Here is a 26,430-nt window from a genome sequence, read left to right on the forward strand (position 1 = left end):
ATTCTGGACGAGCCGGTTTTATCAGGCTCTCGGGAACACCCCGCCTCGTCTCGCGCTTTCATTTTGCCCGGTAAAGAAGATTGCCGCTCATCATTCGAACCAGCGTGCTGCCCTATCCTGGAAGCGATACCACGTCCCCACCACCGGCAAGAACCAGGGATTTCCATTATAGAAATAGAGTCGCGGGAAATGGCTTCCGATTGTGCCGCGATCCGAATTGGGAGCTCCCAACATATATTCGGCCATCCGGTGACCCAAATAGGTCTGGTTGGAAATGCCACCGCCATTACAGCAAGACAAATAGTAGATACCGTCTTCCATCCGTCCACCGTGTGAGCAGAAATCATAGGCAAAGCAGACATTACCGAGCCAGCCATGGCTCAATTTCACGCCGCGCGTTTCTGGGAAAGTATGTTCCATGAAAGCACGCAATCCGGCGGCACCTTGTTCTTCGGTGGAATTACGGAACCGCGCTCTGCCCCCGAATAAGATACGCTTGCCGTCTGGAGAGCGACGGAAATAATAGAGAATATGCTTGGTATCACCCACCGCCCGGTTGTTGGGGATCAGGCGTTCCAATAGGTCGAAGGACATTTCCTCGGTAGCGATCATATAGCTCTGGACTGGAATGCTTCGCTGGCGAAGCCACTTCACTTCCGGCCCGACATAGCCGTTCAAACCCAACAGAATCTTCTCCGCCTGGATTTCCACAGGGGACTTGTTCTGGACATTATCCAGAAACGCAATATGTCCCTCGGCACTTTTGCGAGCACCCTTATAGCGCCAGCCGGTAAAAATACGCACGCCCAGCGCTCGGGCGCGATTAGCCAAAGCGCGCACATATTTGGCCGGATGGATCGTTCCCTGATCGTGGCGAACCATCGCGCCGCGGTAAATATCCGTCTTGAGCACACTATGAATTTGCGTCTCGTCAAGGATTTCGTATTTTTCTCGATCTTGCGAGGAGAGACCATCACGAAACGCGCGCAGCTTTGCCAGATCCTTGCGTGAATGGGCAGCAGCAACGCTCCCCACAAGGTTCAGATCAATGGGCTCCGGGAGAGACCGCGCACGCTGGATCATGAACTTCATGGACGAGCCATAATCATCCATGATTTCCCGAGCGCGTTTCTCCCCAAAACGCGCAGTTGCCTGAGCAAGCGTGAACTTCGGCGCATTGCCGATCTGTCCGCCGTTGCGTGAACTGGCGCCCTCCCCGATGCGCATGGCATCGACAACCATAATATTGGTCTGCCCGGCTTCGGCCAGTGTAATGGCCGCCGAAAGGCCCGTATAACCGGAGCCAATGATCAGAACACTGCATGATGTCTTGTCGAACACCCGTTCGCCATGTTGCGGTTCGGCCGCTTCCCACCAGAAAGGCGTGGTCTTCATAATATCCCCTCCGTCATAACCGGACATTCACTGAGGCAGCTAAGAGCGCTCAAACGCGGCTGTCCAAAGCTGATCCGTCATTGGTTTGTTGTGAAATAGATTTTCTTTACTGCGCTGGTGGTCTTCCAGCTGCCGGTAAATCCCGGTTCAAGCACCACCAGATCACCCGGACCGAAATGCCTTGGCTGATCCACGCCATCCTCAAAAAGCGTGATCTCTCCTTCGAGAATATAGAAGGTTTCAAGTGTGCTTGCGTCGCGCACGACGCGATGATGCCCTATTGTCGCCGACCAGACCCCGCTTGCTATTCGTCCGTCGAGCAGCGGCCAGGATTGAAACTCTGGTGCTCCCTCAAGCACAAGGGCGGGATTGGGATAGCTGGCCTCACCGAACCCGAGATTGCCAGTTGTTGCTGATTTGAGTTTATTCACGAGTTCATTCCCTGTTTAATTGAGCAAGATGCAGTCTTTGGCATCGAAAGCGATCTGTACGGGCGCGTTCGTCAAGAGCGCTCCTTCACGTGCGCTGCCGTAAGTTGTAATTGCCCGGCCGTTCGGCAGTGAGACTGTGTAAAGCACCCGGTCACCGGAATAGGTTGATGTGGCCACAACGCCGGAAAGCACAATGTCACCGACGGTGTTTACAGTGCCGGATGATGCGCCAAGCCGGATATCTTCGGGGCGCACGACCAGTTCAGCCTTACCAATTCGATCCGTCGCCGAGTTTAATTCTGTACCGCCAAGTTTGAATTCAGCCGTGGCGAACTGCGGTCCGGAGGCCGTATGACTGAGTGCGCCTTCAAATATGTTCGACTTGCCGATGAAGTCGGCAACGAAGCGCGATCCTGGCCTACGATAGAGTTGATGCCCGGTATCGTATTGTTCGATACGGCCATGGTTCATGACAGCAATGCCATCGGACATATGCATGGCTTCCTCCTGATCATGCGTGACATTGATGAAGGTGGTTCCAAGCCGATGGTGGATGTCTCGTAATTGATCCTGCAAGTCGATGCGCAGCTTCTTATCGAGCGCCGACATAGGCTCATCGAGCAACAGAAGATCTGGTTCGAACACCAGTGCTCGCGCAAGCGCCACACGCTGCTGCTGACCGCCCGACAGTTCGTGGGGTTTGCGCCGGGCAAACTTCGTGAGCTGAACCAGCTCAAGCATGGCATTGACCTGACTGGAAATCTGATCGCGGCTCTTGCGGCGAACTTTTAGCGGATAGGCAATGTTGTCAAATACGCTCATATGCGGGAACAGCGCATACCCCTGGAAGACGAGGCCAAAATTGCGCTTTTCCGGTTTGAGCGCGGTGATATCTCGTCCTTCGAGCCGAATATCGCCGCTCGACACATCTTCGAACCCGGCCAGAATTTTCAGCAATGTGGTTTTCCCAGAGCCGGACGGTCCGAGCAAGGTCACAAAACTGCCTTTCGCGATGCTCAATGAGATATCGTGCAGGGCCTGCATAGTTCCGTAAAACTTGTTGATATTGCGGATGTCGATAAAAGCCATGGTAGTGCTCCGTTTTATCGGAATTTCAGTGTTTGGCCGGTTTGCCGAGTTGCTGTAACCGGTGCATCGCAGCGAGCAATGCAAAGCTGATGAGCGATAGCAGCAGCGCCACCACAACCAGCGTTGGCTGCAAGCGATCCCGCAGGCCCGAAAACAGCATAACCGGCAAGGTTGTTGATTCCGGCGAGGCCAGAAAAAGCGCCGCAACCACTTCATCAAAGGACGTCGTGAAGGCAAAAAGAGCACCAGCCATAAAGCCGGGTGCGGCAAGCGGCAGGGTAACGGTCATGAAGCGATGACGACGCGATGCCCCCAGCGAAGCTGCAGCCCGGTCAAGATCTGGATCGAGCCCGCGCAATGATGTCATCACCGAAAGAAATACCAACGGTGCGGCAAGAATGGAGTGGGCAAGCACCAACCCCATATAGCTGCCGGATAGTCCCATGCGACCGAAGGAATAGGCGAAGGCCACACCAATGACGATACTGGGAACAACCATCGGCGACACAAACAGCGCCGTCAGAACGGTTTGTAGCCAGCGGTTAAGGAGCATGACGCCGGTGGCCGCCAAACCGCCCACCAAAAGCGCAACCACCGTCGTACCGATTGCCACTTTCAAACTATTGACGAATGAGCGTACCCATTGCTCCTGCGCAAAAACTTCATGGAACCATTTCAGCGAGAAGCCTTCCATCGGATAGGTCAGGAAAGAGCTCTCATTGAAAGCCAATGGCATGATCAGCACCAGTGGAACGATCAGAAAAGCCAGTGCAAACAAAGTCGAAGTCCAGAAGATGATACGGGACATCACGCGATCCCTCCCCTGCGATTTGCAAGCCAGCGAAGCGCACCAAAAAGCGAGACCAGCATCACGACGATAGAGAGAAGCAGCACCGAAAGCGCCGAGGCCATACCCCAGTTGAGAGCGCGCTTGACAAAGTCTGCTATGTAGAACGATAGCATCTGATCTTTTGGGCCGCCCGTAAGTGCCGGGGTGATATAGAAACCAAGTGCAAGGATGAATACCGTTCCCGCCGCCACGCCGACACCGCGCAAGCTCTGCGGAAAATAGACACGCAAGAAAGATTCCACCGGACCTGCACCGAGACTGCGGGAAGCATCAACCTGCGATTTCGGGATTGTCCGCATCACATTCATCATCGGAATGATGGCAAATGGCAGCAGCACATGTGTCATGGCAACGATGACGCCGAAGCGGTTGAAGATCAACTGCAGCGGTTCCTTTATCAAACCGGTCCAGAGCAGAAATGTATTCAGAACACCCGAAGTCTGAAGCAATATCACCCATGCGGTTGTGCGCACGAGGATAGAGGTCCAGAAACTCATCAGCACGGCTACCAGAATAAAAGCCGCCATTTTGCGCGGGGCGTGCAAGGCCGCATAAGCCAGAGGATAGCTGATCAACAAGGTGACAAGAGTGACCTGAATCGCGATGGTCAGCGTTCGCCACATGATCTGAAGATATATGTCGTCGCCGCCGGTCTCGAGTCTGCCTTCCTCGTTCACTTTGAGGCCTGTGGCTCGTTCGAAATGACGAAAGCTTATCCTCTCGGAATTCTGCGCTATAACCGTCCAGTATTTTTCTTCGTTCCAGCGTGGATCAAAACCTGTAAGTCCAGCGAGTTCAGGCTCTATCGTATCCGCCGCGCGGGCCGTCTTGAGGAACAGCGTTCGAAAGCCGCTTAGTTCCTGATTGAGTTCGCGGGCAACGGCCGCCTGCCGACTACCATCCATCGCCCGCATATCGGCCACAAGAGCCGCAGCCTGGGCATTTCGATCTTGACTGTCCGCGCTGCTGAAATTCACCAGACTGCTCGACAGTTCCCGATTGTCGAGACTGATCGAAATGACCGAACCTATCGGCACCAGATAGAGAAATATGTAAATGACAAGCGGCACAGCCAGGCAGACAAGTGCTGCCAGTCCGCTGCCGCCCGGCTTGCGGGACGCTGCAATCATTCTGCTTACCTTTTGGGGGCTTCTGCTCCGGCGGATTAACCGCCGGAGCCACTCAACAAGGAGTTTTTGACAACCGAGACTTTACTGGGTTGCCCAACGGTTCCAGCGCTCGGTCAAGTCATCCAGATGCTCCACCCAGAAAGAGTCGGAATAAAAGGCTGCATCCTTGATATTATCGGCTGCTGGCAGCTCTTTAAGCATTTCCGGCGTCAGGGATTCCGCCGCCTTGGTGTTGGATGGGCCATAGGGCATCAGGGAAGAAAACTTGGCCTGGTTCTGCGGATCATTGACGATCTTGAACAGATCGTTGATCCTATCCTTGTAAGGTGAGCCCTTCACCATCGCCCAGCCATCCATGTTCACGAGATGGTTTTTCCAGACAAATTCGATAGGTTTGCCTTCCCGCTTGGCCATGACTGCGCGACCATTATAGCCAGTGGACATGGCGACATTGTTGGAGGCGAGCCATTCGATAGGCTGGGCGCCGGATTCCCAAAATTGTAGCAGATCCTTGATCTTGTCGAATTGCGCAAAGGCGCGATCCACGCCTTCGGGCGTTGCCAGCACTTCATAGACCTTATCCGGGGGCACACCATCGGCCATGAGTGCATATTCGAGATTCATGCTCGGACTATTACGAATGCCGCGCTTGCCGGGAAATTTTTCGCGATCGAAGAAGTCCTTCCAGTCCTGTGGGGGCTGCGGAAAGGTTTTGGAATTATAGGCATAGCCATTGCCTATCACCACATTGCCGACACCGCATTCGGTCGCAGCGCCCGGCAATAGATTGTCCTCGCCAATTGCCTTCCAGTCGAGCTGTTCCAGCAGACCCTCATCGCAGGCAAGCTGAAGTTCCGAACCGCCCATAATCAGAAAATCCCACGTAACATTGCCGGTATCGACCATAGCCTTGATTTCAGCCAGACCGCCCAAATAAGTCGTCTCGACGATGTTGACACCCAATTTTTCGGCGATGGGTTTGAAATAGGCTTCACGCTGGGCGTCCTGATAATTGCCGCCCCATCCCGCAACGGTGAAATCTCTGGCCATTGCAACGGCAGAAACGGACGTCATAACAGCACAGATGGCTGCAATTCTCATAGCTCTCATGATGATTCCTCCCAAAATCCCGAGATAATATTCCCCACGCTTGATCGGCACTAATAGGCCTGTTCTTGTTTGTGATCTGTACGTGTTGTGCTAAAATTATGGTCATATTAAATTTTTTGTCAAATATTTTTAATTCTATTAAATCGTTGCACATTATTTATAATCGTTCAAGTTGAGTCTAAGCGAGGGTGGAAAATGTCGACGGAACTGAATGTCCTTGATCCGCAGAGCGATGCTGTTCAGGTTGGCGAAACATTGCGCCTGCGCCGTCAGATGCGTGGTATGTCGCTTAAACAGGTCGCAGAACCAGCAGGGATTTCTGTCGGCATGTTGAGCCAGGTGGAACGAGGCTTGGCGGCCCCATCGATCAAAACCCTCAGAGCCATTTGTTCGGCGATGGATATGCCGGTCAACTGGCTTTTCCATCGTGATAAGGACCCGGAAAATCAAGCCAATGAATTTATCGTACAGCGCAATTGCAGGCGCTTCCTGACCTATAATGAAGGCGCGCTGATCAAGGAATTGCTGACGCCTGACACCCAACCGCAAATTCAGATGCTTCGCTTTCTGATGGAACCGGGCGCAGATTCAGGCGAGCCCTATTCCAACATAGACGGCGGCAAATGCGGACTGGTGCTACAGGGAACGCTCGGTCTTGAACTCGACGCACGCCAATTCGTTATCAACACCGGCGACAGTTTCGCCTTTCCGGCGCGATCTATGGTGCGATTTTGGACGGTAGGCGAGAATGCCTGTGAGGTTATTTGGGTGGTTTCGCCTGCAACGGTTTGACAAAGAAACTATCGCGATTTCGGTCTCCCCGAGAAGCAGATTATAGCGGCAGCCCCTATGGAATCGAGGTAGGTGATATCAGTGCCGACAATTTACTAGCCAAGCGCCAGAGGGGAAAACAGGCCATTTTATTGAGCTTTTGTTTCAAATACAAAAACAAGATGACTCATTTCGACAAACGGAGCGCCACTTCATTACAGATTGCCAGTCAAGATTCTTGACGGCTACGCCTTACTAACGGCAAATGACCCCTCATCGTGAAAGGACGAACATTCCCCACTGTTGTGCAATACGTCGATTACCGGTGAAGGTCCAAAGCTTAACCCTTCACGACAGTTGCCCACAACGACCATTCGCAATGGCGAGCACAAAATTACATAAAGCTCAATTTACAATCATATGGAATAAATTCGCCCATTATAGAACCGGCGCATAGTAAACATCTCACACCGGTATGGAACTTTCGATAGAAAGACATTAATGTCTTTCCAAGATAGAGAATAAACGGATGAATTGTCGCGTCATTTTAACGATTAGGAATTTGCCCAATGGAAATATTTGATTTCCGCATTGAAAATGCATTCAATCTTTACTGTTCACAAAGTTTTTTTCAGCCGTTTTGAGATATTAAATCTATGTTCAAGCAACGGCATATATAAATCCTTTGTCATTTAATTTTTCATTTTTAGAACACCCTGGTGTTCAACTGAGTTAGTTTTTCTGGAAACTTATCGCTTCAACACGCCAATTATCCATTTTGGATGTTTGCGTAGCTCCCCAAACTCCGTTCAACGTTATCGTTTGCTAACCGGCGCCGGTGTCACTTCCTGCATTGGCGAGACGGTTAAACCCTGCGATGTGGAGCAGAGCTTGTGCCAGACACTTCCATTTCACTCATAGCATTTCAGTACCCAAAACCTGAAAAGCGAGACGAACTCGAAGCCAGATTAAAAGAACTGGCGAAAGCATCAGCGCTGGAGCAGGGCTGCCTCGCCTATGAATTGTCCACGCTTGCAGACAACAACTCGGTTTTCGTCTTCTACGAACGCTGGGCCAGCCAGGCCGACTTGGATCGCCATTTCAACGGCGAAACGTTTCAGGCGTTCTGGAGCGAACGCATGACATATCTCACCAAAGACGTCGAAGTTAAAATTCTACAGTCTGTCTAAATACACGTAAGGAAAATACACATGGAAAAAGAACTACAGGAACAGATTGCGAAACTATCCGCAAAGCTTGACAGGCTAGCAGCAGAATCGGAGATCCGCCGTATCATCAGCCGTTATATGTTGCTTTGCGACACGCCTCTACCTGAAGGAGATATGACGCCAGAACAACGTATCGAGCTCATTGTTGACCTGTTCTCCGATGATGCGACTTGGGAAGGCGTTGGTCCGTATTATGAAAATCAGTTTGGTTTCAGCTCCGGAAAAGCAGAGCTGGTTGCGCATTTCCAAGGCTTTTTCCAGCCCCGCGAACCTGAGATGCTGCTCAACTGCCACTATTTGACATCAGAGCATATCACCGTCAACGGTGATACCGCAGAGGGCAAGTGGGTTCACTTTCAGCCTTGGATCTTCAGCGACGGCTCTTCGGTCCTGCGGTCAAGTCGGCTGTTCAATGCCTTCAAGAAGGTGAACGACGTGTGGAAGATGTCACGCTACCGCACGGAAAACGTCTTCATTGCGCCGCTTACACCCGGCTGGGCCGAGAATATCCCGAAAAGCTCTGTGCTTTTCAATCCGCAACTCGCGCGCTAGCAACTAGAAACAAAAAGGGGAACAAATAATGCAACCTGAAAACCGGGGCAGGACTGAACAAAACCGAGAGCGCAACACGTTTCGTGCGCTCTCGATTCTAAAACGCGTTGCGTTGGCTGGCGCCACCGCCATGGTGTTTGCAACATCTGCATTGGCCTCAGATATTAATTATCCCACTTTCCAATGGACGGAACCAACGTATGGCGCCTTCCTTAAGGAACTTAAAGCCGAATTTGAAAAGCAAAATCCGGGCGTCACCATCAAGGACACGTTCATCCCATTCGCGTCTTTTGCCGACCAGATGTTCATCGATATCTCGTCAGGCAATCCGCCAGACGTTCTGACGGCTTTCGATCCTGATTTCAAAAGATATATCGAAGCTGATCTTCTCGAGCCTCTCAACGACTACCTCGATGCCGCGGGGATCAAGCTCGATGATTTCATAGCACCAGAACAACTGGCGGTTAAGGACGGTAAAATATACGGCATCCCCTTTGCCACCAACCCACGCGCCCTCTTTATCAATAAAACCATGCTGGATGCCGCGGGCCTCGGCATCCCTAAAAACGCTGAGGAATTTGAGAAAGCGGTCAAAGTTCTTCGCGATCCCAAGCAACAGAAGTTCGGACTTGCTCTTTCCGCCTACTCCGGCGCGCCTTCCCAGCAATATCTGGAATACGCACCGATCATCGCCAGTTTCGGGGGAAAGTTTTTCACTGAAGGCAAACCAACGGCCAATACGCCAGAGATGATAAAGGCCCTGACGTTCTACAAGAATGTGGTAACAAGCAATCTTGTGCCCAAAGGAGCCAAGTTCGAAGTCTTCCGACCAATGTTTGTAAATGGCAAGATCGCCATGTATGCAGCTGGACCGTTTATGGCTGCAATGGCGAAATCCGGCAATCCAGAGACCTACAACAATCTGGTTACGGAACCACTGCCTCTCGGCGCTGGAAAGCCCATTACAGTCACAAGCTTCCTTGCAATACCGAAAGCATCCCAGAACAAGGATGAGACCGCCAAGCTTCTGATGATGATGCTGGAGACGAAATGGCAGGAACGCCTTGTACAACTGGCAAGTGTCATTCCCGGTCGTAAGGGCATGGTTCCAGCTGATTACCTTAAGGAAAACCCTTGGTTCGAAACCTTTACTAATCTCGCCAGCACAGCTGTTAGCTATGCGCCGGAAGGCGTCGAGCAATATGGTAGCGACGTGATCTCACTGATCGGGAAGCGTATCGAAGCAATGCTGTTTAACGGCGCTACACCGGAAGATACCGCCAACGCCATCCAGAAAGATCTGGTGGCATTCATGGAAACCAAGAAATAGCCACGCACGACCGGACGCGAAAACCGTCCGGTCCATTCGAGGTAGAACATGTCAGCCACCACATCAGATCAGACCCCAACCAAATCTGTGCGGTCCCGCCCGCATATGCATTTACTACTCTTTTTTGGTCCCTGTGTCGTCTCACTTATCGCGGTGTTTGTCTTTCCAGTCTGGCAGACTTTCAAGATGAGCTTTTATGCCGATACAATGGGGGGAAATCCCGCCTTTGTGGGGTTCGCAAATTACGCCAGGATCATCGGCGCGGAAGATTTTCTGAAGCTCGTTGCGACTTCAGTGATCTACACACTTGGCAATGTTGTTTTGGTCTGGGGGCTCGGTCTGGCAATCGCCATTTTGTTAAATCAGCACTTTCCCGGTCGCGCTGTTGTACGGGCGTTGTTCATCGTACCCTGGGCAATACCCTATGTTGCAGCGAGCCTAATTTTTTCGCTGTTATTTAACTTCGATGTAGGCGTTATCAACTATTTGCTTTCGACACTGTTCGGCACCCATCTCTCGGTGGACTTCCTGAACAGCTGCCCGAATGCGCTTGTCACGCTTACTGGAATATCGATCTGGAAGCTGCTTCCGCTCGGCATGGTCATGATGCTGTCGGCACTGCAATCAATTCCCGGCTCGCACTACGAGGCGGCTAGAGTGGACGGGGCGACCGCACTACAGGCGTTTTGGCATATTACTTTGCCCGGCGTGAGATCAACAACCGTGATGCTCACGCTTCTGATGATGATCTGGTGTTTCGGGCGATCTTTTACGGCGATCTACCTCCTTACAGGCGGAGGTCCCGCTGGCTGCTCCGAAACGATCGTGCTGCGCAGTTATCTTGAAATGTTCCAGCAGTTTCATCCAGGCACCGCCGCAGCCCTTGGCGTCGCAGTTCTGCTGATCTCAATGATATGTGCCGGTATTTATTTTGCTGTCATCAACGCACGAGGTAACCAGGCATGAGCACCGGATCCCATTCAACGAAAAGAGCCCACTGGTCTCTCGTCCTGCTTGCCTATCTGTTGGCGTTCATTATTTCGATCCCTCTTCTCTGGATGGTAAAGTCATCTTTTGAAAGCGATGCAGCCGCCACAGCATACCCTCCTGCCCTATTGCCGGATGGGCATTTTATAGGAACGTTCAGTACAATTTTCTTCGATACCCGCCTTTTCCATTGGCTTCTGAACTCCTTCCTGGTCGCAGCTCTTTCAACCTTGGTGGCTCTGGCAATCGGCATTCCGGCCGCTTATGGCTTGTCCCGGTTCAAATTCAGACACAAGAGTCTTCTGACATTGTCGATCCTGGGAACGCAAATGATGCCGCCAATCGTTCTCATCATTCCGCTCTACACAACGTTCATCAGCTTTGGACTGGCGGATAGTCTGGTTGGCGTTATCGTAGCAAATGCGGCATTCGCGTTACCGGTCATGGTCTGGATGCTGAAGACCGTTTTCGACGGCGTTTCTTTCGAAATAGACGAGGCGGCTCGTATCGACGGCGCATCGTGGTACTATATTGCACTGAGAATCGTAACGCCTCTTTCGCTTCCGGGTGTTATCGCCGCATCGATCTTTTCATTCCTTAACGCTTGGGATGAATTCATGCTTGCTCGCACCTTGCTGCGCAGCGTCGATCAATGGGTGGGGACCATTGGTTTGTCGTCGCTATTCGGTGAGTACGTCACTCCGTGGAACCAGATCATGGCCATGGCGCTCGTCTTCACTATCCCGCCTGTCCTCCTCTTCCTGCTTGTGCAACGCTACTTCGTTTCAGGTCTCAGCGCCGGAGCAGTCAAAGGCTAATTCAACAACATCAAGCGCCCCTCGGCGCCAGCTACGAGGCAATCCATGGCTTCCGTTTCTCTGGATAATGTACAGAAAGCTTACCATAACTTCTCCGTCTTGAAGGACATCAGTGTCGCTATCGATGATGGATCCTTCGTGACGCTCGTAGGACCGTCAGGTTGCGGAAAATCCACCCTGCTGCGTATGATTGCAGGGCTGGAAAACATCACCGCCGGAACAATTTCGATCGGCGACAGCATCGTAAACCAGCTTGAGCCCAAAGCGCGGAACATAGCTATGGTTTTCCAGAACTACGCCCTCTATCCGCATCTGACCGTGGCAGAGAATATGGGCTTTGCACTAAAGCTGGCCAAGGCGGATAAAGAGGAGATTGGTCGGAAGGTCCGACACGCGTCTCAAATCCTCGGACTGGACGCCCTTCTTCATCGCTACCCCAAGCAGCTTTCCGGCGGACAGCGCCAGCGCGTCGCAATGGGACGCGCTATTGTCCGCAACCCCGCAGTCTTCCTGTTCGACGAACCTCTGTCCAATCTGGACGCCAAACTGCGCGTGCAAATGCGAGCCGAAATCAAGTCACTTCACCAAAGGCTCAGGACAACGACCATCTACGTCACGCATGATCAGGTCGAGGCAATGACCATGGCTGACAAGATAGTCGTCATGAAAGACGGGCTCATAGAGCAAGTCGGCGCACCGCTCGACGTCTATGATCGCCCCACCAATATCTTCGTTGCGGGCTTCATCGGGTCGCCTGCGATGAATTTTGTCACGGGAAAAGTTGCCACCGATAACTTCATCACCGCCGGCGGCATTAAGCTTCCCTTGCCGCAGTGTGCCGACCTGACTGGCCGGTCTGTGATCTATGGCGTCCGTCCAGAACATATGCATGTCTCCGAGTTTGGCGCGATCGCAACCGTCACCATCGTTGAACCAACAGGGGCGGAGACCCTTGTCACCGCTGAAATCGACGGGCAACCGGTGCACTTCGCAATTTCGGGCCGCAGCGACCTGACCCCGGGATCTACCGTGCGTGTTGCGCCGCAGGTCGAGCATATTCACCTTTTCGATGAGACAACCGGACGCCGGATCAATTGATGAACTCTTTACAGAATTTGTTGGGATCGCCCCAATCGCCATTTGTCATACGAACGTCGCTAGGCGGCAATGGACTACGGGTCGCGGTCAAGGATAACATCGATATCAAGGGGCTCGGCACGACGGCGGGAAGCCGCGTTTATCTGACCGAACCGCCTGCTCTCGAAAGCGCCACGGTCGTTCAGCGACTACTTGATGCCAATTTCCTTATCGTTGGCAAAACGAAGCTACACGAACTTGCCTTTGGTATTACCGGCATAAATGATGCCTTCGGCACCCCCGTCAATCCGCGTTTCCCGAAGCTTATTCCCGGTGGTTCCTCCAGCGGTTCCGCGGCGGCAGTCGCCGCGTCCTTTGCCGATGTAGCGATTGGCACCGACACTGGCGGATCCATAAGAATACCTGCCGCCTGCTGCGGCGTCTTCGGACTGAAGCCAACGTTCGGGCGTATCCCGCGCAACGGGGTTTCGCCAGCCAGATCCTCGTTGGACTGCGTTGGTGTCTTTGCAAAATCGATCGCCCAGCTTGAAACGACAATGGAGGTCATTGATCCGTATTATAAAAGGGAATCCTCCGGCAGCTACAAGCTCGGGTTTGTTGCGCCTCATGGCAATCCCGAGATATCCGATGCGGTAACAGCCGCAGTCCGCGCAACAGGGCTGCCGATCCGTAAGGTTATGCTTGCACATTTCGACTCTGCGTTTTCAGCTGGCTTAACCATGATCGAATATGAAACCGCGAACGCATTTCGCGACCTGCTGGATTCCTCACTGATTGGCGATGACGTGTTAACACGACTTAGAAAGGCGACGCGTATCACCGCAGAAGACGTGTGGATCGCCGAAGTCATACGAAAGCAGTTTCGCGAAGAGCTTGAAAACGCCTTTGAGACAGTCGACGTGCTAGTTCTACCGACTATTGCGGACTTTCCGCCTGCGCTAGCGGACGCGAGAACCGATAGAAGCGCAGTCTCGCTGACCAAAAATGTACGCCCGTTCAATCTTTCGGGTAATCCGGCCATTGCTGTCCCATTACCCTCCATCAACGAACGGCCTGTATCCTTGCAAATAGTAGGACCAATGGGCAAGGACGATGTTGTATGCGCAGTTGCCCGCCAGTTCGAGGCCTATCTCTCACGTTAACGTTCTTGCATTGCATCTGCCGCTCACCTACGGTCGCACGAAGTGTCCACCTATTGGATGCTGATGGAGAGTTTGATCTTGAGCCCGTATGAGATCGCACGCGTGATTGCTTTCATGTCGCGTCTTCGCGATGCCTTCCGGCTGATGCATGGCAAGGTTGAGGATGACGCGCACTGGCGCATAATTAGTCATGTTGTCAAGCGCTTCATCGAAGGTGGGACCGTCACTCTGACAGAATTGATTCAGATTTCGGAGCTTCCCTATGCAACAGCCCACCGGAAGATAAACGAACTTCTGCGCGAACACATGCTGGAAAAGTTTTTCAGCGGCTCTGACACCAAGCGCTTTCAACTGATTCCCAGTAATCTGCTACTCGATCAGTTCTACAACTACGCAAAGGAGGTCAAAGTAGAACTTGCGCGCGTTTATGGTGACAAAAACTTCAGTAATGATGAGGAATATTTTTTTGGAGGGGATCATCAGGCACTGGCGCTGAGCGAAGACCAGCTTCGCGCTGTTCGCAACATAGACGGCGTCGAAAAGGCGGTTTTTCTCCTTCACAATGACTTTTATTTCATGTCCTTGCGGCATCTCTGGTCCGATTTCCGTAAACGGTTAGGCCCCTATCAGAACTTCCATATGCGCAACATGGAGGATTTGCATGCTGAATTGTTGGCCAATGCCAAGCGGCCGGAATCCACCTTTGATATCGTTGCGCTGAATGCGCCGTGGGTTGGCCAGTTTGCTGAAGCCGGCGCCGTCATCAACCTCAACTCCCTCACGGACGCAAGACGGATCGTGCCTCAAAGCTTTAATCCCGAAGTCTGGGACATGGGGATATCGAAAGGAAAACAGTTTGGCATTCCCAGCTATGCTGCGGTCGAAATCCTGGCGACCCGAAAGGACCTTCTGGAAACTGAAGGCCTGAAATCTCCAACAACATTCGCCGATGTGCTTAAATGCGGTCGCGCCTTGCATGACCCCAATAACGGGCGTTACGGGATTGTTTGGAACGCCAGTCGCGGCATCGATATCGCGCATACGTTCATGTTCATTATCGGCTGTTGCGGCGCTCCCATCCCGGACCTCGCCCAGGTAAAAGGCGGCTTTGAGAAAAAGGATATGAATGGGGGCAAAGTGCGAGCACTGATCGACAGCTATGCGGCGCACGAAGCGCTGGAGTATATGAAAGAACTTCTGAGCATATCGCCGCCGAATATTCTCGAAACATCGCGCCAAACCGTCCTTGACTTATTCACACGCGGGAAGGCGGCTATGGCCTATACGTGGTCTATCCATGCGACGCGTTTCGAAATGCAGATCGATTCCGCCGTCAAACGGCGCGTAACCTATCTGCAACCTCCGTTTGGAAGAGGTGGAAAAAGCCTTGCCCCGTTAGGCGGATTCGTCTTCGCAATTCCGAGCAATCTGCCGCCGTTACGGATGGAAAAAGCAAAGCAGATCCTCACCTGGATGTGTAGTCCTGAAGCGATGCTCGCGCGTGCAAAGGACGGGCTACCGCTATCTCCTCTTTTCAGCCTCATGGGGGACCCGGGAGCCAACCTCAATTCACCAATCTACACACTGGTAAAGTCGCTGTCGCAACGTCGTCTGCTCAACGTATGGCAACGTCCCGCCATACCCAAATACATCCATATCGAAACCATTTTGGGCGAGGAGGTTCACGACGCGTTGATTGGCCACAAGTCAATCAAGGTGGCCTTGGCCGACGCCAACACGAGGATCAAATCCCTTGATCAAGATCTCCTCTATTCGTGATTACCCATAGTCCCCAGAACCAATTCCATTCCCGGGGAATCGTGCTTTAGCCTGACGCGTGCCCAGTCTCGGAAGTGAGCACAAAGAAATCGCGGTCTTCAAGACCATTCTCCGCGGCATGAAGGAAACGCTCTAGGGAAAGCGCATTGACAGCCATTTCGACATCGACATCAGATGCGGCATCGGCAATCAAACCCGTGTCTTTAATCATTTGGGAGACGGAAAATGCCGGTGGATAGTCGTTCTGCTCTATATTGGTTCGCTTGTATTTGAGAAGCGGCGAAACTACTGCACTTTCGCAGATAACTTCCATGATAATGTTCCGCGAAAGCCCGCCCGCTTGACCCAGCCGTAACGCGTCCGCCATTAAAGTCGCATTTGCTGCTACAAGACTGTTCAGGACGAGTTTCAGATATCGCGCCTCCTCACTCGGACCGACGTAATATTGTCGACTTGAGAACGCTTCGAACGCCGTCCGGCATATCTCAAAATCAGCCTGCGGGCCGGATACCATGACCGTAAGGGATCCCGATTTCGCAGTATGGGTGCTCCCAGAAACGGGCGCGCGCAGATAACGGGTTGTCCGGATGCCGTTGGAGACCTTTTTCGAAATACGGGGAGAAACCGTACTCAAATCCACGAATATCTGATCCTCGCTCAAATGGCCTGCGAACCCAGATTCGCCGAAAACGAGATCGTCGAGAACTTGATCATTGGGGATCATCGACATGATAATCTCGGCGTCCTTCAAAAGCTCACCCACAGACGGAGCTATTTTGGCTCCATCTCCGCGAACTGTATGACAGTTTGCCGGATTTCTATCATAGACTGCCACATGATGGTTCTTCGCCAACAGATGACGCACCATCGGTTGGCCCATTTTACCAACCCCTATCCAGCCGATTCTTCTTTGCTTTGCCATTCTTGTCTTCTCCAAAACGCCTGTCTTCTTCTAGTGGTGTCCGAACATCACCTGGTCACAGTTCAAATCTCCAGTGGCAAAACATCCAGAATGGATACTCTGAACATTGCAAGAGATGCTGAAAAAGAGACGATCAGTTGTGCGTATGTTGGCCTCATCCTAATACTATGAAAGCAAAATCTCATGCTCTACGTCGTCCATTGTATCGATTTCGAAGACGCCCTTCCCCGCCGACTGGCCAACTACGACGCTCACAAGCAATATCTCGCAAGCACTCCCGTGAAGACGGTCATTTCAGGTCCGCTAATCGCTGAGGACGGAGTCACCATGATCGGCTCAATGTTCATTGTCGAAGCCGAACGATTGGAAGACGTTGTTTCATTTAACCACAACGATCCATTTCAGGGCGCACATGTCTGGGCCGACACGCGGATTCATCCGTTCCTGATGCGCGTGGACAATCGTGCGCTCAAGATTGACTGAGGATCGGCATGCACTCATTCGCTTACAACTCAAGCAAAGTTCGTATTCTTTTCGGGGCCGGGACATTTCAAAAGCTACCCGACGAAAGAGACAGGATGGGATTGAACCGAATTCTTGTCCTGTCCACCGCCGCTCAGCGTGACGAAGCGATGGAATTAGCCAATATCATTAAAGACAGTTCCGTTGGCATTTTCAGTGAAGCAGTCATGCACACACCAGTCGACACAACTGAGAAAGCCGTCTCAATCGCTAGAAACCTGAATGCGGATGGAATCCTTTCTATCGGTGGCGGTTCGACTACCGGCCTGTCAAAAGCTATCGCTCTCAGGACTGGCCTACCGCAGATCATCGTTCCAACCACATATGCGGGATCTGAGGTCACCCCGATACTCGGACAGACAGAAAACGGCGCCAAGACCACCATTCGCGACCCGGGCATCCTTCCCGACCTTGTGATCTACGATCCCACTTTTTCAATGAAGCTTCCGGTCGAGCTCAGCATAACCAGCGGCCTCAATGCTATGGCCCATGCGCTGGAAGGGCTCTACGCTCAAGACAGAAATCCGATTTCGTCCCTAATGGCGATAGAAGGCCTCCGCGCCCTCCATATCGCATTGCCGGCAATACGGGAAAATCCCGACGACACGGACGCGCGAACGTCCGCTTTGTTTGGTTCCTGGTTGTGCGGCACGGTTCTCGGCACGGTTGGGATGTCGCTTCATCACAAGATTTGCCACACGCTCGGAGGAATGTTCGACCTGCCTCATGCCGAAACACACGCGATCCTGCTTCCATACACAGTCGCATACAATAGCGAGGCGGCGGCAGTGGAACTTGCGCCTCTTCAAGACTTATTCGGCGCGTCAATCCCTGCTGGCATCTTTGACTTTTCACGACGCCTGGGCGCGCCGTATTCTCTCGCTCAACTTGGACTCGTGCGCCGCGATATAGAGCGGGCCGCCGAACAATCCCTGAAAAACGCTTACTGGAACCCCCGCCCCCTAGAGCGCCAAGCTATCCAGCAACTCCTTGAAATGGCGCTGGAAGGCGCTCGCCCGCGCTGAACTATATTGGGAGATGAACATATGAATGCGTACTTTTCGGAGGAAAATTCCACTGAAACCGTGAATGGACGAATGAAACCGAACTCGCCCAGGCTCGCCGAAATCATGGAAGCATTGGTCAGCCACTTGCACTGTTTTATAAAGGAAGTGGCTCTGACACAGAAGGAGTGGGAGTACGCTGTCGACTTTTTGACACGGACTGGGCGGATATGCAGTGAAGAACGGCAAGAGTTTATTCTGTTGAGCGACACGCTCGGTGTTTCAATGCTTGTCGACGCCATCAACAACAGACGACCCTGTGGTGCGACCGAAAATACAGTTTTTGGACCCTTCCATGTAAAAAACGCACCCTTGCGAAAGATGGGCGACTGCATTTCCCTAGACGGCAAGGGCGAAAGCTGTCGCTATTTTGGACGAGTAATTGATCTGAATGGCAATCCTATCGCAGGCGCGAGCATCGACGTATGGTCTGACAATGCAGACGGCTATTACGACGTCCAACAGCCAAGCATACAGCCGAAATGGAATAACCGTGGCATTTTCGTAACCGGAAATGATGGTTATTACGAGTTCTTCGGCATCAAACCGGTCTCATATCCTATCCCGGACGACGGACCGGTAGGAGAAATGCTCGGCCATCTCGGCAGACACCCATACCGGCCCGCTCATATGCACTACCTGGTGAATGCAGACGGCTATGAAAAGCTAATAACCCATACCTTCGTCGCAGATGACGCCTACCTCAAATCGGATGCAGTGTTTGGCGTTAAAAAGACATTGATTGCCTCCTTCGAGCGCACATCGGGATCTATCAGCCTATGGCAATCAAAGTTCGATTTCGTTCTTGTCCAAGCAGGAAATAAACAATGATCGCATTTCGATTTGCAGTCTCAGATCCCCGAAAGACCCACGCACGCGCGCAGCTTCATGATGCACACAAGAAACACATTGCTGACGCACCATTCGAGGTTCTTATGTCGGGTCCCGCGTTCCAAGAAGGCAGTGATGCGACCGCTGCCGCATTACTAATTGCGAATGTTGCAACGTTAGCAGAATTGGATTCGTTTAACTTGACCGATCCTTATGTACAATCCGGCGTATATATAAAAACATGGATCCTTGAATGGAAGAATTCAAAAAGCTTAAGAATTATATGACCGAATATTTGTGATAGTCATCGCAATATTTATGACATTTAAGCATATTGTATTTAATATAATCTGCTTATTTTAATACTGTTTATATCAATTTAATATTAATGATGATACAAGGAGTTAAATTATAATTATGCTATATAAAGTAATAAATATACTAACATCCATTCCGAAACATATCCAAGACATTCTTCGTCTGAGAGCGCCTCTTCCCTTAGAATTAGCGTTATATGCATTCATTTTAATCTCAGGATTCATACTATCAGGCTCCTGCACACTGCATTAAGCCACCGAAACGTTTGAAAAGATCTATATGCATCACGGAGTTGTTTTTCTCCGCCTTGAAAGGATATGAACCTCAGGCATACCCGATAATTTCTGTAAGCTTCAGAATTGATTAACTAATTCGCATTAGCAGCCCACGCCCCGGCAAGAAGCCGGTCATTTAGTAATTTGGGCTGCAATGAAAACACAGACTTCTTCACCTCTTCAGTTTCGCAATATGATCTCCGAATTCTGCGACAAACGCGTCAGGCCACATGTGTCCGAAGAAATACTCGATAAGACCAAGTCATACCTCGATGATCTGATCGTCCAACACAGAAAGCCTCCGATGCGTCGAAGCCAGATCGACTGGTTATCGTTCGTCTCGGAAAGCCGGATCGATTGCGAATTAACGGAGAAGCTGAAGAATATTATCCGGCCCGCACTGGAAGCGCTAATTCGCTGGGTCGACAATGGCGTTCCCCAACCCGATCAGATTGCGCCAAAACATAAAATTCGGGATCGTCGCCCCGCCGCGCGTTTGCCAAAGCCGGACCGGGCCCCGGCCTCGGTGAGAATTCCTGTTCGTCCAAAGTCGCCCAATTTAGCGCCGGCGGATCCTGTTGAGGAGTTTCCGGAACCGCTGTTTGCGTGGACCGAAGATCCGCAAACTTTCCCGCAGGCCTTGAATTATCATATGCGCAGGTTCGGTGAGACTTACTGGCGCCTCCACCGCGCAATCATAGAACAGCAGGAGATTTTCGACATCCGCACAATATCGAATTGGGCGAATGGAACGAAGACGCCACGCTCTGCCGATAGCTTCGATGTACTTACGAGAATAGAAAAGCGATATCGTCTTCCTGAGAGTTATTTTAAATCCAGACTGCCTCATCAGGCACGATCAATATACGGTCACGACCTCGGCAGCGATGTTAGTGCCGCCGAACGGCGGCGCATTGTCTGGCATTTGCCAGACGACTATAATCAGCTTTCCTTTAGCAAACGGGAAGAGATCCTCGAATGGGTCCGGCGTGTGATCATATCGGGCTCGACTGATTATCGCCAGTTTCAGAGGAAGGCGTCCAAACAGAGATATGCGATCCGGTTCCCTGGAATTTCTTATGGCGCAGTATTGTCACCACGCACCAGATCGGAAACTTTGGATTTCGAAGGCAGTGTGGATGAAGATGATTTTATCGAAGATCCCGATCTGCTCGCGGGCGTCGTAGACGCTCCTCCCCGCCTGGCAATGGAGATGGCCAATCTTGTGCGGTTTAAGACAGCAACCCTGACATCAGTCGGTTTTCAGAGAAATGGTGTTTGGGGAGAAGAAACTGCGTCTCAAAAGGTTGAGCATCTTGGACTTTTATTCGGCGCCCTTGCTGCTTCTCCAGATAGTGAAGTCAAGGGACGCGGCATTCCTCTGCGGCAAATAACGTTCGGTTTGCTCGTCTTTCCCGGAATCTGGGACTGGTACCTTCAGTGGCGAGAAAAGCGCCGCGGCTTTTACACATCATGGGAGCAGGACATGCTGAGCGCAATACTCGGCATGACACGCCCGGAAACCGGTTGGATGTGGCAACATGCTGAATTAGCAAAGGGACTGCAGCCTGTTCCAGGATTGGTGACAGCGGAAGAAATCGATTTTGCACAGCAGGATTGGCACGGAGCCTGTGCGGAGTGCTTTAAACATGCAACACATCGCTCCAGAGAAATCCAGCGTGTGATGCGGGTTCACCGGGATCCGTTCGAACCGATCATGTGCGTTCTGGAAGCCGATAGTCCACTTGCCGAATATCGGAAAATCACGGACGAGATAATTAAACGATTACCTGATGAAAACCGCTATCCGGTCCCAGCGGCAGAAGCGGTTCGCTCGTTCCTGATGCTCCGGCTTGGATTGCATCTCGGCTTGCGTCAAAAGAACTTGCGACAGCTCCTTATTTGCCCCCGTGGAAATTTCCCGACACCGGAGCGACGTCTTGAAGATATGAAGCGCGGAGAAATCCGTTGGAGCGACCGTGACCAGGGCTGGGAAGTGCTCATTCCTTCCAATGCGTTCAAGAATGCAAATTCGTCTTTCTTTGGTGCGAAGCCGTTTCGTCTGGTTTTACCCGACCTGCTCGATCTCTATAAATTCCTGAATGATTACATTGGACGGCACCGGGCGGTCTTGTTGAGAAATGCCCGCGATCCGGGCACGCTGTTTGTCAAAACGGTAAAAACAAACAGCAAGGATGCAGCCTATGACCAAACGACATTTTACGAAGCGTGGCGGCTCACAATCCAGCGATACGGTATCTATAATCCTTATACCGACCGAGGCGCGATAAGGGGATTGCTTCCCCATGGTCCGCACAACGTCCGGGACGTCCTGGCCACTCATATCTTGAAGCACACTGGCTCCTACGAACAGGCGAGCTATGCAATCCAGGATACGCCGGACATGGTGGCGAGCCACTACGGGAGATTTTTGCCGCAGGATAAGGCCGCGCTGGCCGCTAAGATACTCAATCAGGTCTGGATGGAAGTGTGAATGAGAACAGCGCCTGACATTCGGCGTCTTATGGGAGCGGTGCTGCACGCAGCCGCTCTCTCAACAGAACATGAGCGAAAATTCGCCTTCCTGCGTCGTAATGATATCCACACAGTTAAGCGCCAGCGGTGATGGCATTAAGCAAAAGTTTTCTTTATGTTCGCATAATGCGGGTGATTTGCTGACCTAATGTCAGAAATATTCCCAGGGAATACGCTAAGCGGAGCACAATCATGCAGACCGAATTCGACAGTCTTCTCCAGCAATCCGGGCTGTCAGTTGCAGACGCTGCAGAGATTCTCGGCTATTCCGAAGGCCATATTTACCGCTGGAGGCGCGGCGAGGAAACCCCACGCAAAGCGGTTGTGAATGTTTTACGCAGTGAAGCGGAAAAACGTTGTCAGCCATCGGGCGATAGTTCGTTCACCTTCATCGATCTCTTCGCAGGTATTGGCGGATTGCGGCGCGCGATGGAGAGTGTGGGCGGGCGCTGTGTGTTCACATCAGAATGGGATAAATACGCTCAGAAGACATATCATGCCAATTACCGCGATAACCGGCCGATTGCTGGTGATATACGGGAAGTGTCAGCCGATGAGGTACCTGACCATGATGTGCTTGTCGCAGGCTTTCCCTGCCAGCCCTTCTCGATCGCCGGCGTTTCAAAGAAGAATGCCCTTGGCCGTCTTCATGGGTTTCAGGATGAAACACAGGGCACGCTGTTTTTTGATGTTCTGCGTATTCTTAAACATCATCGTCCGTCAGCATTTCTTCTGGAGAATGTAAAGAACCTCAAGAGCCACGATAAGGGCCGGACATTTACTGTGATCCGCCGCAAACTCGAAGAGGAACTTGGCTACTCAATTCATACCTGCGTGATCGATGCCGGGCATTTCGTGCCACAGCACAGAGAGCGTATTGTCATTGTTGGATTTCGTACCCCAGTTGATTTTAGCTTTGATGCACTTGAACTGCCGGCCTATGGCGCGAGACGGCTTAAGGAAATCCTGCATCCGGAAGATGGCAGCGAAAAGCCGGAAGGGGAGTTCACGGTGGGCGCCTCTGCTGAGGTCAATAAAAAGTACATCCTCACCGACAAACTCTGGCAATATCTGCAGGACTATGCTGCCAAGCACAAAGCGAAGGGCAATGGCTTCGGTTTTGGTCTTGTTGGCCCTGAAAACATCGCACGCACGCTTTCAGCGCGCTACTACAAGGACGGATCAGAAATTCTCATCAGCCGTGGCAAAGGCAAAAGCCCGCGCCGCCTGACACCGCGTGAATGTGCGCGGCTCATGGGATATGATGATGACTTCCGCATACCTGTGTCTGACACACAGGCCTATAAGCAGTTCGGCAATTCGGTCGCCGTCCCGGTCTTTGCCGAGGTTGCGCGGATTATGCAGCCACATATACTGGATCTTATTGCGCAAAGCAGAATACCGGCACGTAAGGTTGGCTGACGTTCATGACAAAGCGACGCGCAGCCGTAATATGGCTGCGATACGCGCTACCAATACAAAGCCGGAACTTATCATCCGCAAAGGATTGCATGCCAGCGGATTCCGCTATCGCCTGCATGCAAAAGAACTTCCCGGCAAACCCGATTTGGTGCTGGCAAAATATCGTACAGTGATATTTATCAATGGCTGTTTCTGGCACGGACATGATTGCCATCTGTTTCACTGGCCTGCCACACGCGAAGAGTTCTGGCGTGAAAAGATTGGTGGCAATGTCGCCCGTGATGAGCGCAATCTTACAGAACTAAGAAGTACTGGTTGGCGTATTGCGCTCATCTGGGAATGCGCGCTGAAGGGTAAAGCCCGCAGATCACCAGCTGACGTTATTGACAGTCTGAGCCGGTGGCTTTTGACTGACGACCGGGAAATACAGATTCGCGGCGTACAGATTTAGACGGATAATTAGGGCGGACTGAACGTGGCTGGACGGGGTTATTTATCAGGATATTTTATCGGTGCTGGTGCAAAAGTTCTTCGCGGTACCGAAGTTGATCCAACTGTCTCCAACGGCCATGAGTTTCAGGGGGCGATATTTTCCGGGCCTTTGTTGGCACACCAGACGAACAAGAAAAAATCCCCCTCACCTATATCTGGATGGATGATTATCAGGAAGAACCAATGCGTCTGGAACTGACCAGCACGTGGTACAACAGCCGTAAGAGACAGAGAGGCGCCATTTCCTGTGACTAGCCGTCGATCAGGATGGCTTTATGCTGGACGTTCCTGTTCAAAAACGCCGCAATATCAAGGCTGCCAAGCGGCTCATGCATAAGCTTCTAACGGGCCAAGGCTATTCACAGCATGTTAAGGCCGTCACAGACAAATTGCGATTTTACGGGGCAGCCAAACATGAATTAAGTCTTGGCGTTTGCGAGCATCGTCAACACAAGATTTGGAACAACCGAGCGGAAAATTCCTACCAACCAGTCCGACGGCGAGAGCGAATAATGAAGCGCTTTAAGTCAGAACGACATGTGCGACGGTTCACTTCAATTCACGATCCCATTTACAATCTTCATTGCTTTCCCCGCAACAAATTCAGCTCAGCAGAGCACCGTGACTTACGAGAAGTCGCTACAACCATGTGGCGTGATATCGCTTGCCTGAACTCCGCGTAAGAGTATCATCATTTATTGAAAACTGTTTGCACTCAGGTTAAAGTTACAGTGTCGGTTAAAGTTATCAATGTATACGGCGGAAACCCCGCAGCCGTATACGACCGGATGTTACCTCTGCTTTTTCTACAGAAACAACCGGCCGATATCTTGGCGGCCGCCCGTCCGGGTAGCCAGTGAATACGGCCCATAACGTCGGCGAAGCAACACCAATCTCCTTACGACTCACCCGCCAAAGCTGTGCAAGATTGTCAGCAAATCGGTCGTAGTCGCTGCCGGACTGATCAAATACCTCCTGCGCTTCGGCCCACCGGTCAAGCCAGGCGCCATCAAGCCAAACAAGAAGGCTACAGAACTCCCGGCTTACGAGCACATCATTCAACCATGCTAGTAATACTGTCTCTTCGCGCTTGATCGACGAACCAAACGTGCCGAGCTCCTCACCGACTTGGTGAAGCGTCATCCGTTCGCGAGCATCCTTTCCGGTGCGACGCTGGAATATTCCGACCGCTCGTAAGCTTATCTGATGGCGTTTCAGCAGATCCTCGATAGCTTGTGGCAAAGTACTGACGAAATCCGAAGGACTGGCGGGAGCCGACGCAGGGAGGACGTCGAGTTTGACTCTCGCCCTATAGCGTCCCCAGTCTATATATTCGGTGTTGAGACACGAGGCGAGAAGGTTGAGGTGGTCGGTAATCCGCTTAACCGACCCGACCTTCATTCTTTCCAGATCACCGGAGCGCAGGCGGTCGACCACGTCTCCGACTACCTGCATTCCTGATTCTGCCAACCGGACAGCAACCTTGTCCATGCGCAACTTTACCAATGGAAGATCGTACAAGACCCTGCTGTCTTCATTAAACAGTCGTGGATCGAGACTTGTGATAGCGCGAAATCCAGCCGACATTTGCGGCTCACCAGTCACAATTGCCACCAGCGGAGCAAGTTGCCTCATTACAGCGGCCTGAGGAACAGTCCAGACTTTGGCAAGAAGAGCCACGAAGCTCTCGACGTCGATTTCCTCAACATTGGCGAGCGCATCTGCCGCCTTGCGCCACCAGAATGAAAAGCCCGGATGAAAATGGATGCCGAGACCGTCATAAGCATCATTGAGCAGCCCGCCGGTGACTTGCTCAAGCAACTTTCGTTCCTTCTGTCGGACGCGTTCCCTAAAGCGTGTCGCGATTATCCCGATTCATTCTTTTCAAATCAGGTCTTCCGTGATTCCTTGTGTCGAGGAGGAACCGGCTATGGGTAGACCACATCCGATTGCGTTGCGTGAACGCGTGATGGCATTTGTTGAAGAAGGGCATGGACACCGGGAAGCGGCTCGTCATTTCCGTGTATCTCCGCGCTTCGTTAACGACCTGGTGATCCTGAAGCGAGAGACGGGTTCGCTTGCGCCACGCCGCCAAGGTCATATCGGCGGCGGCAAGCTTTCGAGCCATCACGATTGGCTTGGCGAGCGAATGAACGGCGATGGCGAGCCGACATTGGACGAACTTTGCGTTGAACTCGCCGGGCGCGGTGTCATTGTCCATCGTTCCAGTGTCGGGCGGGTTCTCCACCGGCTTGGCCTCAGCCATAAAAAAAAGCTTTGCGGCCAGCGAACAACGGCGGCCGGAGATCGCAAAGGCTCGTAACCTGTGGGTCCGAGG

At 52.0% G+C, this 26,430-nt stretch carries 25 protein-coding genes and 1 pseudogene; 18 read left to right on the forward strand and 8 right to left on the reverse strand.

Annotation, left to right across the window (positions count from 1 at the left end; all coding sequences use genetic code 11):
* Positions 1-90: 90 nt before the first annotated feature.
* The 6 genes from ACYSN1_RS20635 to ACYSN1_RS20660 form a co-directional block, all read right to left on the reverse strand.
* Entirely contained in the window at positions 91-1,395 is a 1,305-nt protein-coding gene (locus ACYSN1_RS20635; protein WP_461727382.1) for an NAD(P)/FAD-dependent oxidoreductase, read from the reverse strand.
* 77 nt (positions 1,396-1,472) lie between these two features.
* The gene (locus tag ACYSN1_RS20640) at positions 1,473-1,826 is read right to left on the reverse strand and encodes a cupin domain-containing protein (RefSeq protein WP_176038173.1); all 354 of its coding nucleotides are present in this window, start codon (positions 1,824-1,826) and stop codon (positions 1,473-1,475) included.
* A 15-nt stretch (positions 1,827-1,841) separates the two neighbouring features.
* Positions 1,842-2,915 (reverse strand): ABC transporter ATP-binding protein, encoded by a 1,074-nt coding sequence (locus ACYSN1_RS20645; RefSeq protein ID WP_461727383.1) that lies wholly within the window; start codon positions 2,913-2,915, stop codon positions 1,842-1,844.
* A 25-nt stretch (positions 2,916-2,940) separates the two neighbouring features.
* Positions 2,941-3,723, reverse strand: a complete 783-nt coding sequence (locus ACYSN1_RS20650) for an ABC transporter permease (protein WP_461727384.1) — start codon at positions 3,721-3,723, stop codon at positions 2,941-2,943.
* Complete coding sequence (locus ACYSN1_RS20655; RefSeq protein WP_109989741.1) at positions 3,723-4,895, reverse strand: ABC transporter permease; 1,173 nt, start codon at positions 4,893-4,895, stop codon at positions 3,723-3,725. The genes ACYSN1_RS20650 and ACYSN1_RS20655 overlap by 1 nt, the downstream gene beginning before the upstream one ends.
* An 81-nt stretch (positions 4,896-4,976) precedes the next feature.
* Entirely contained in the window at positions 4,977-6,005 is a 1,029-nt protein-coding gene (locus ACYSN1_RS20660) for an ABC transporter substrate-binding protein (protein WP_461727385.1), read from the reverse strand.
* Positions 6,006-6,200: 195 nt separating this feature from the next.
* Here ACYSN1_RS20660 and ACYSN1_RS20665 point away from each other — a divergent pair, with 195 nt between their 5' ends.
* The 9 genes from ACYSN1_RS20665 (at position 6,201) to ACYSN1_RS20705 (ending at position 15,711) form a co-directional block, all read left to right on the forward strand.
* A complete protein-coding gene (locus ACYSN1_RS20665) occupies positions 6,201-6,797 on the forward strand; it encodes a helix-turn-helix domain-containing protein (protein WP_461727386.1) in 597 nt (198 codons plus the stop codon).
* Positions 6,798-7,669: 872 nt separating this feature from the next.
* Entirely contained in the window at positions 7,670-7,966 is a 297-nt protein-coding gene (locus tag ACYSN1_RS20670; RefSeq protein ID WP_461727387.1) for a putative quinol monooxygenase, read from the forward strand.
* Positions 7,967-7,987: 21 nt separating this feature from the next.
* Positions 7,988-8,557 carry a nuclear transport factor 2 family protein gene (locus ACYSN1_RS20675; RefSeq protein ID WP_461727388.1) on the forward strand — a complete coding sequence of 190 codons (570 nt, stop codon included), beginning with the start codon at positions 7,988-7,990 and terminating at the stop codon, positions 8,555-8,557.
* Positions 8,558-8,585: 28 nt separating this feature from the next.
* Positions 8,586-9,887 carry an ABC transporter substrate-binding protein gene (locus ACYSN1_RS20680; protein WP_461727389.1) on the forward strand — a complete coding sequence of 434 codons (1,302 nt, stop codon included), beginning with the start codon at positions 8,586-8,588 and terminating at the stop codon, positions 9,885-9,887.
* Positions 9,888-9,935: 48 nt separating this feature from the next.
* Positions 9,936-10,853, forward strand: coding sequence for a carbohydrate ABC transporter permease (locus ACYSN1_RS20685; RefSeq protein ID WP_461727390.1), 918 nt, complete (start codon positions 9,936-9,938; stop codon positions 10,851-10,853).
* On the forward strand, positions 10,850-11,692 hold the full coding sequence (locus ACYSN1_RS20690) for a carbohydrate ABC transporter permease (protein WP_182522866.1): 843 nt from the start codon (positions 10,850-10,852) through the stop codon (positions 11,690-11,692). Before ACYSN1_RS20685 ends, ACYSN1_RS20690 begins: the two co-directional genes overlap by 4 nt.
* 45 nt (positions 11,693-11,737) lie before the next feature.
* A complete protein-coding gene (locus ACYSN1_RS20695) occupies positions 11,738-12,790 on the forward strand; it encodes an ABC transporter ATP-binding protein (RefSeq protein WP_461727391.1) in 1,053 nt (350 codons plus the stop codon).
* On the forward strand, positions 12,790-13,932 hold the full coding sequence (locus tag ACYSN1_RS20700) for an amidase (RefSeq protein WP_461727392.1): 1,143 nt from the start codon (positions 12,790-12,792) through the stop codon (positions 13,930-13,932). The genes ACYSN1_RS20695 and ACYSN1_RS20700 overlap by 1 nt, the downstream gene beginning before the upstream one ends.
* Before the next feature lie 78 nt (positions 13,933-14,010).
* Positions 14,011-15,711, forward strand: coding sequence for an extracellular solute-binding protein (locus ACYSN1_RS20705; protein ID WP_461727393.1), 1,701 nt, complete (start codon positions 14,011-14,013; stop codon positions 15,709-15,711).
* Positions 15,712-15,757: 46 nt separating this feature from the next.
* On the opposite strand, the gene ACYSN1_RS20710 is transcribed toward ACYSN1_RS20705, so the two are convergent.
* The gene (locus ACYSN1_RS20710; protein ID WP_461727394.1) at positions 15,758-16,633 is read right to left on the reverse strand and encodes an NAD(P)-dependent oxidoreductase; all 876 of its coding nucleotides are present in this window, start codon (positions 16,631-16,633) and stop codon (positions 15,758-15,760) included.
* 183 nt (positions 16,634-16,816) lie between these two features.
* Here ACYSN1_RS20710 and ACYSN1_RS20715 point away from each other — a divergent pair, with 183 nt between their 5' ends.
* From ACYSN1_RS20715 to ACYSN1_RS20750, 8 genes and pseudogenes are all read left to right on the forward strand, one after another.
* Entirely contained in the window at positions 16,817-17,116 is a 300-nt protein-coding gene (locus tag ACYSN1_RS20715) for a YciI family protein (RefSeq protein WP_461727395.1), read from the forward strand.
* Positions 17,117-17,124: 8 nt separating this feature from the next.
* A complete protein-coding gene (locus ACYSN1_RS20720; RefSeq protein WP_461727396.1) occupies positions 17,125-18,180 on the forward strand; it encodes a maleylacetate reductase in 1,056 nt (351 codons plus the stop codon).
* A 21-nt stretch (positions 18,181-18,201) separates the two neighbouring features.
* Positions 18,202-19,050: a dioxygenase family protein gene (locus tag ACYSN1_RS20725; RefSeq protein ID WP_461727397.1), complete on the forward strand. Its 849-nt coding sequence runs from the start codon at positions 18,202-18,204 to the stop codon at positions 19,048-19,050.
* On the forward strand, positions 19,047-19,337 hold the full coding sequence (locus ACYSN1_RS20730) for a YciI family protein (protein ID WP_461727398.1): 291 nt from the start codon (positions 19,047-19,049) through the stop codon (positions 19,335-19,337). The genes ACYSN1_RS20725 and ACYSN1_RS20730 overlap by 4 nt, the downstream gene beginning before the upstream one ends.
* A 460-nt stretch (positions 19,338-19,797) precedes the next feature.
* Positions 19,798-22,137, forward strand: a complete 2,340-nt coding sequence (locus tag ACYSN1_RS20735) for a hypothetical protein (protein WP_461727399.1) — start codon at positions 19,798-19,800, stop codon at positions 22,135-22,137.
* Between the two features lie 233 nt (positions 22,138-22,370).
* Entirely contained in the window at positions 22,371-23,600 is a 1,230-nt protein-coding gene (dcm, locus tag ACYSN1_RS20740) for a DNA (cytosine-5-)-methyltransferase (protein WP_461727400.1), read from the forward strand.
* Positions 23,601-23,631: 31 nt separating this feature from the next.
* Positions 23,632-24,051 carry a very short patch repair endonuclease gene (locus tag ACYSN1_RS20745; RefSeq protein ID WP_461727401.1) on the forward strand — a complete coding sequence of 140 codons (420 nt, stop codon included), beginning with the start codon at positions 23,632-23,634 and terminating at the stop codon, positions 24,049-24,051.
* Positions 24,052-24,346: 295 nt separating this feature from the next.
* Positions 24,347-24,775, forward strand: a pseudogene (locus ACYSN1_RS20750) (DDE-type integrase/transposase/recombinase); the annotation flags it as partial.
* 64 nt (positions 24,776-24,839) lie between these two features.
* Here ACYSN1_RS20750 and ACYSN1_RS20755 read toward each other — a convergent pair.
* On the reverse strand, positions 24,840-25,913 hold the full coding sequence (locus tag ACYSN1_RS20755; RefSeq protein WP_461727402.1) for a hypothetical protein: 1,074 nt from the start codon (positions 25,911-25,913) through the stop codon (positions 24,840-24,842).
* A gap of 109 nt (positions 25,914-26,022) precedes the next feature.
* On the opposite strand from ACYSN1_RS20755, the gene ACYSN1_RS20760 reads away from it, so the two are divergent.
* On the forward strand, positions 26,023-26,415 hold the full coding sequence (locus ACYSN1_RS20760) for a helix-turn-helix domain-containing protein (protein ID WP_461727403.1): 393 nt from the start codon (positions 26,023-26,025) through the stop codon (positions 26,413-26,415).
* The last annotated feature ends 15 nt before the right edge of the window (positions 26,416-26,430 follow it).

The organism is Brucella sp. LJL56 (assembly GCF_054871705.1).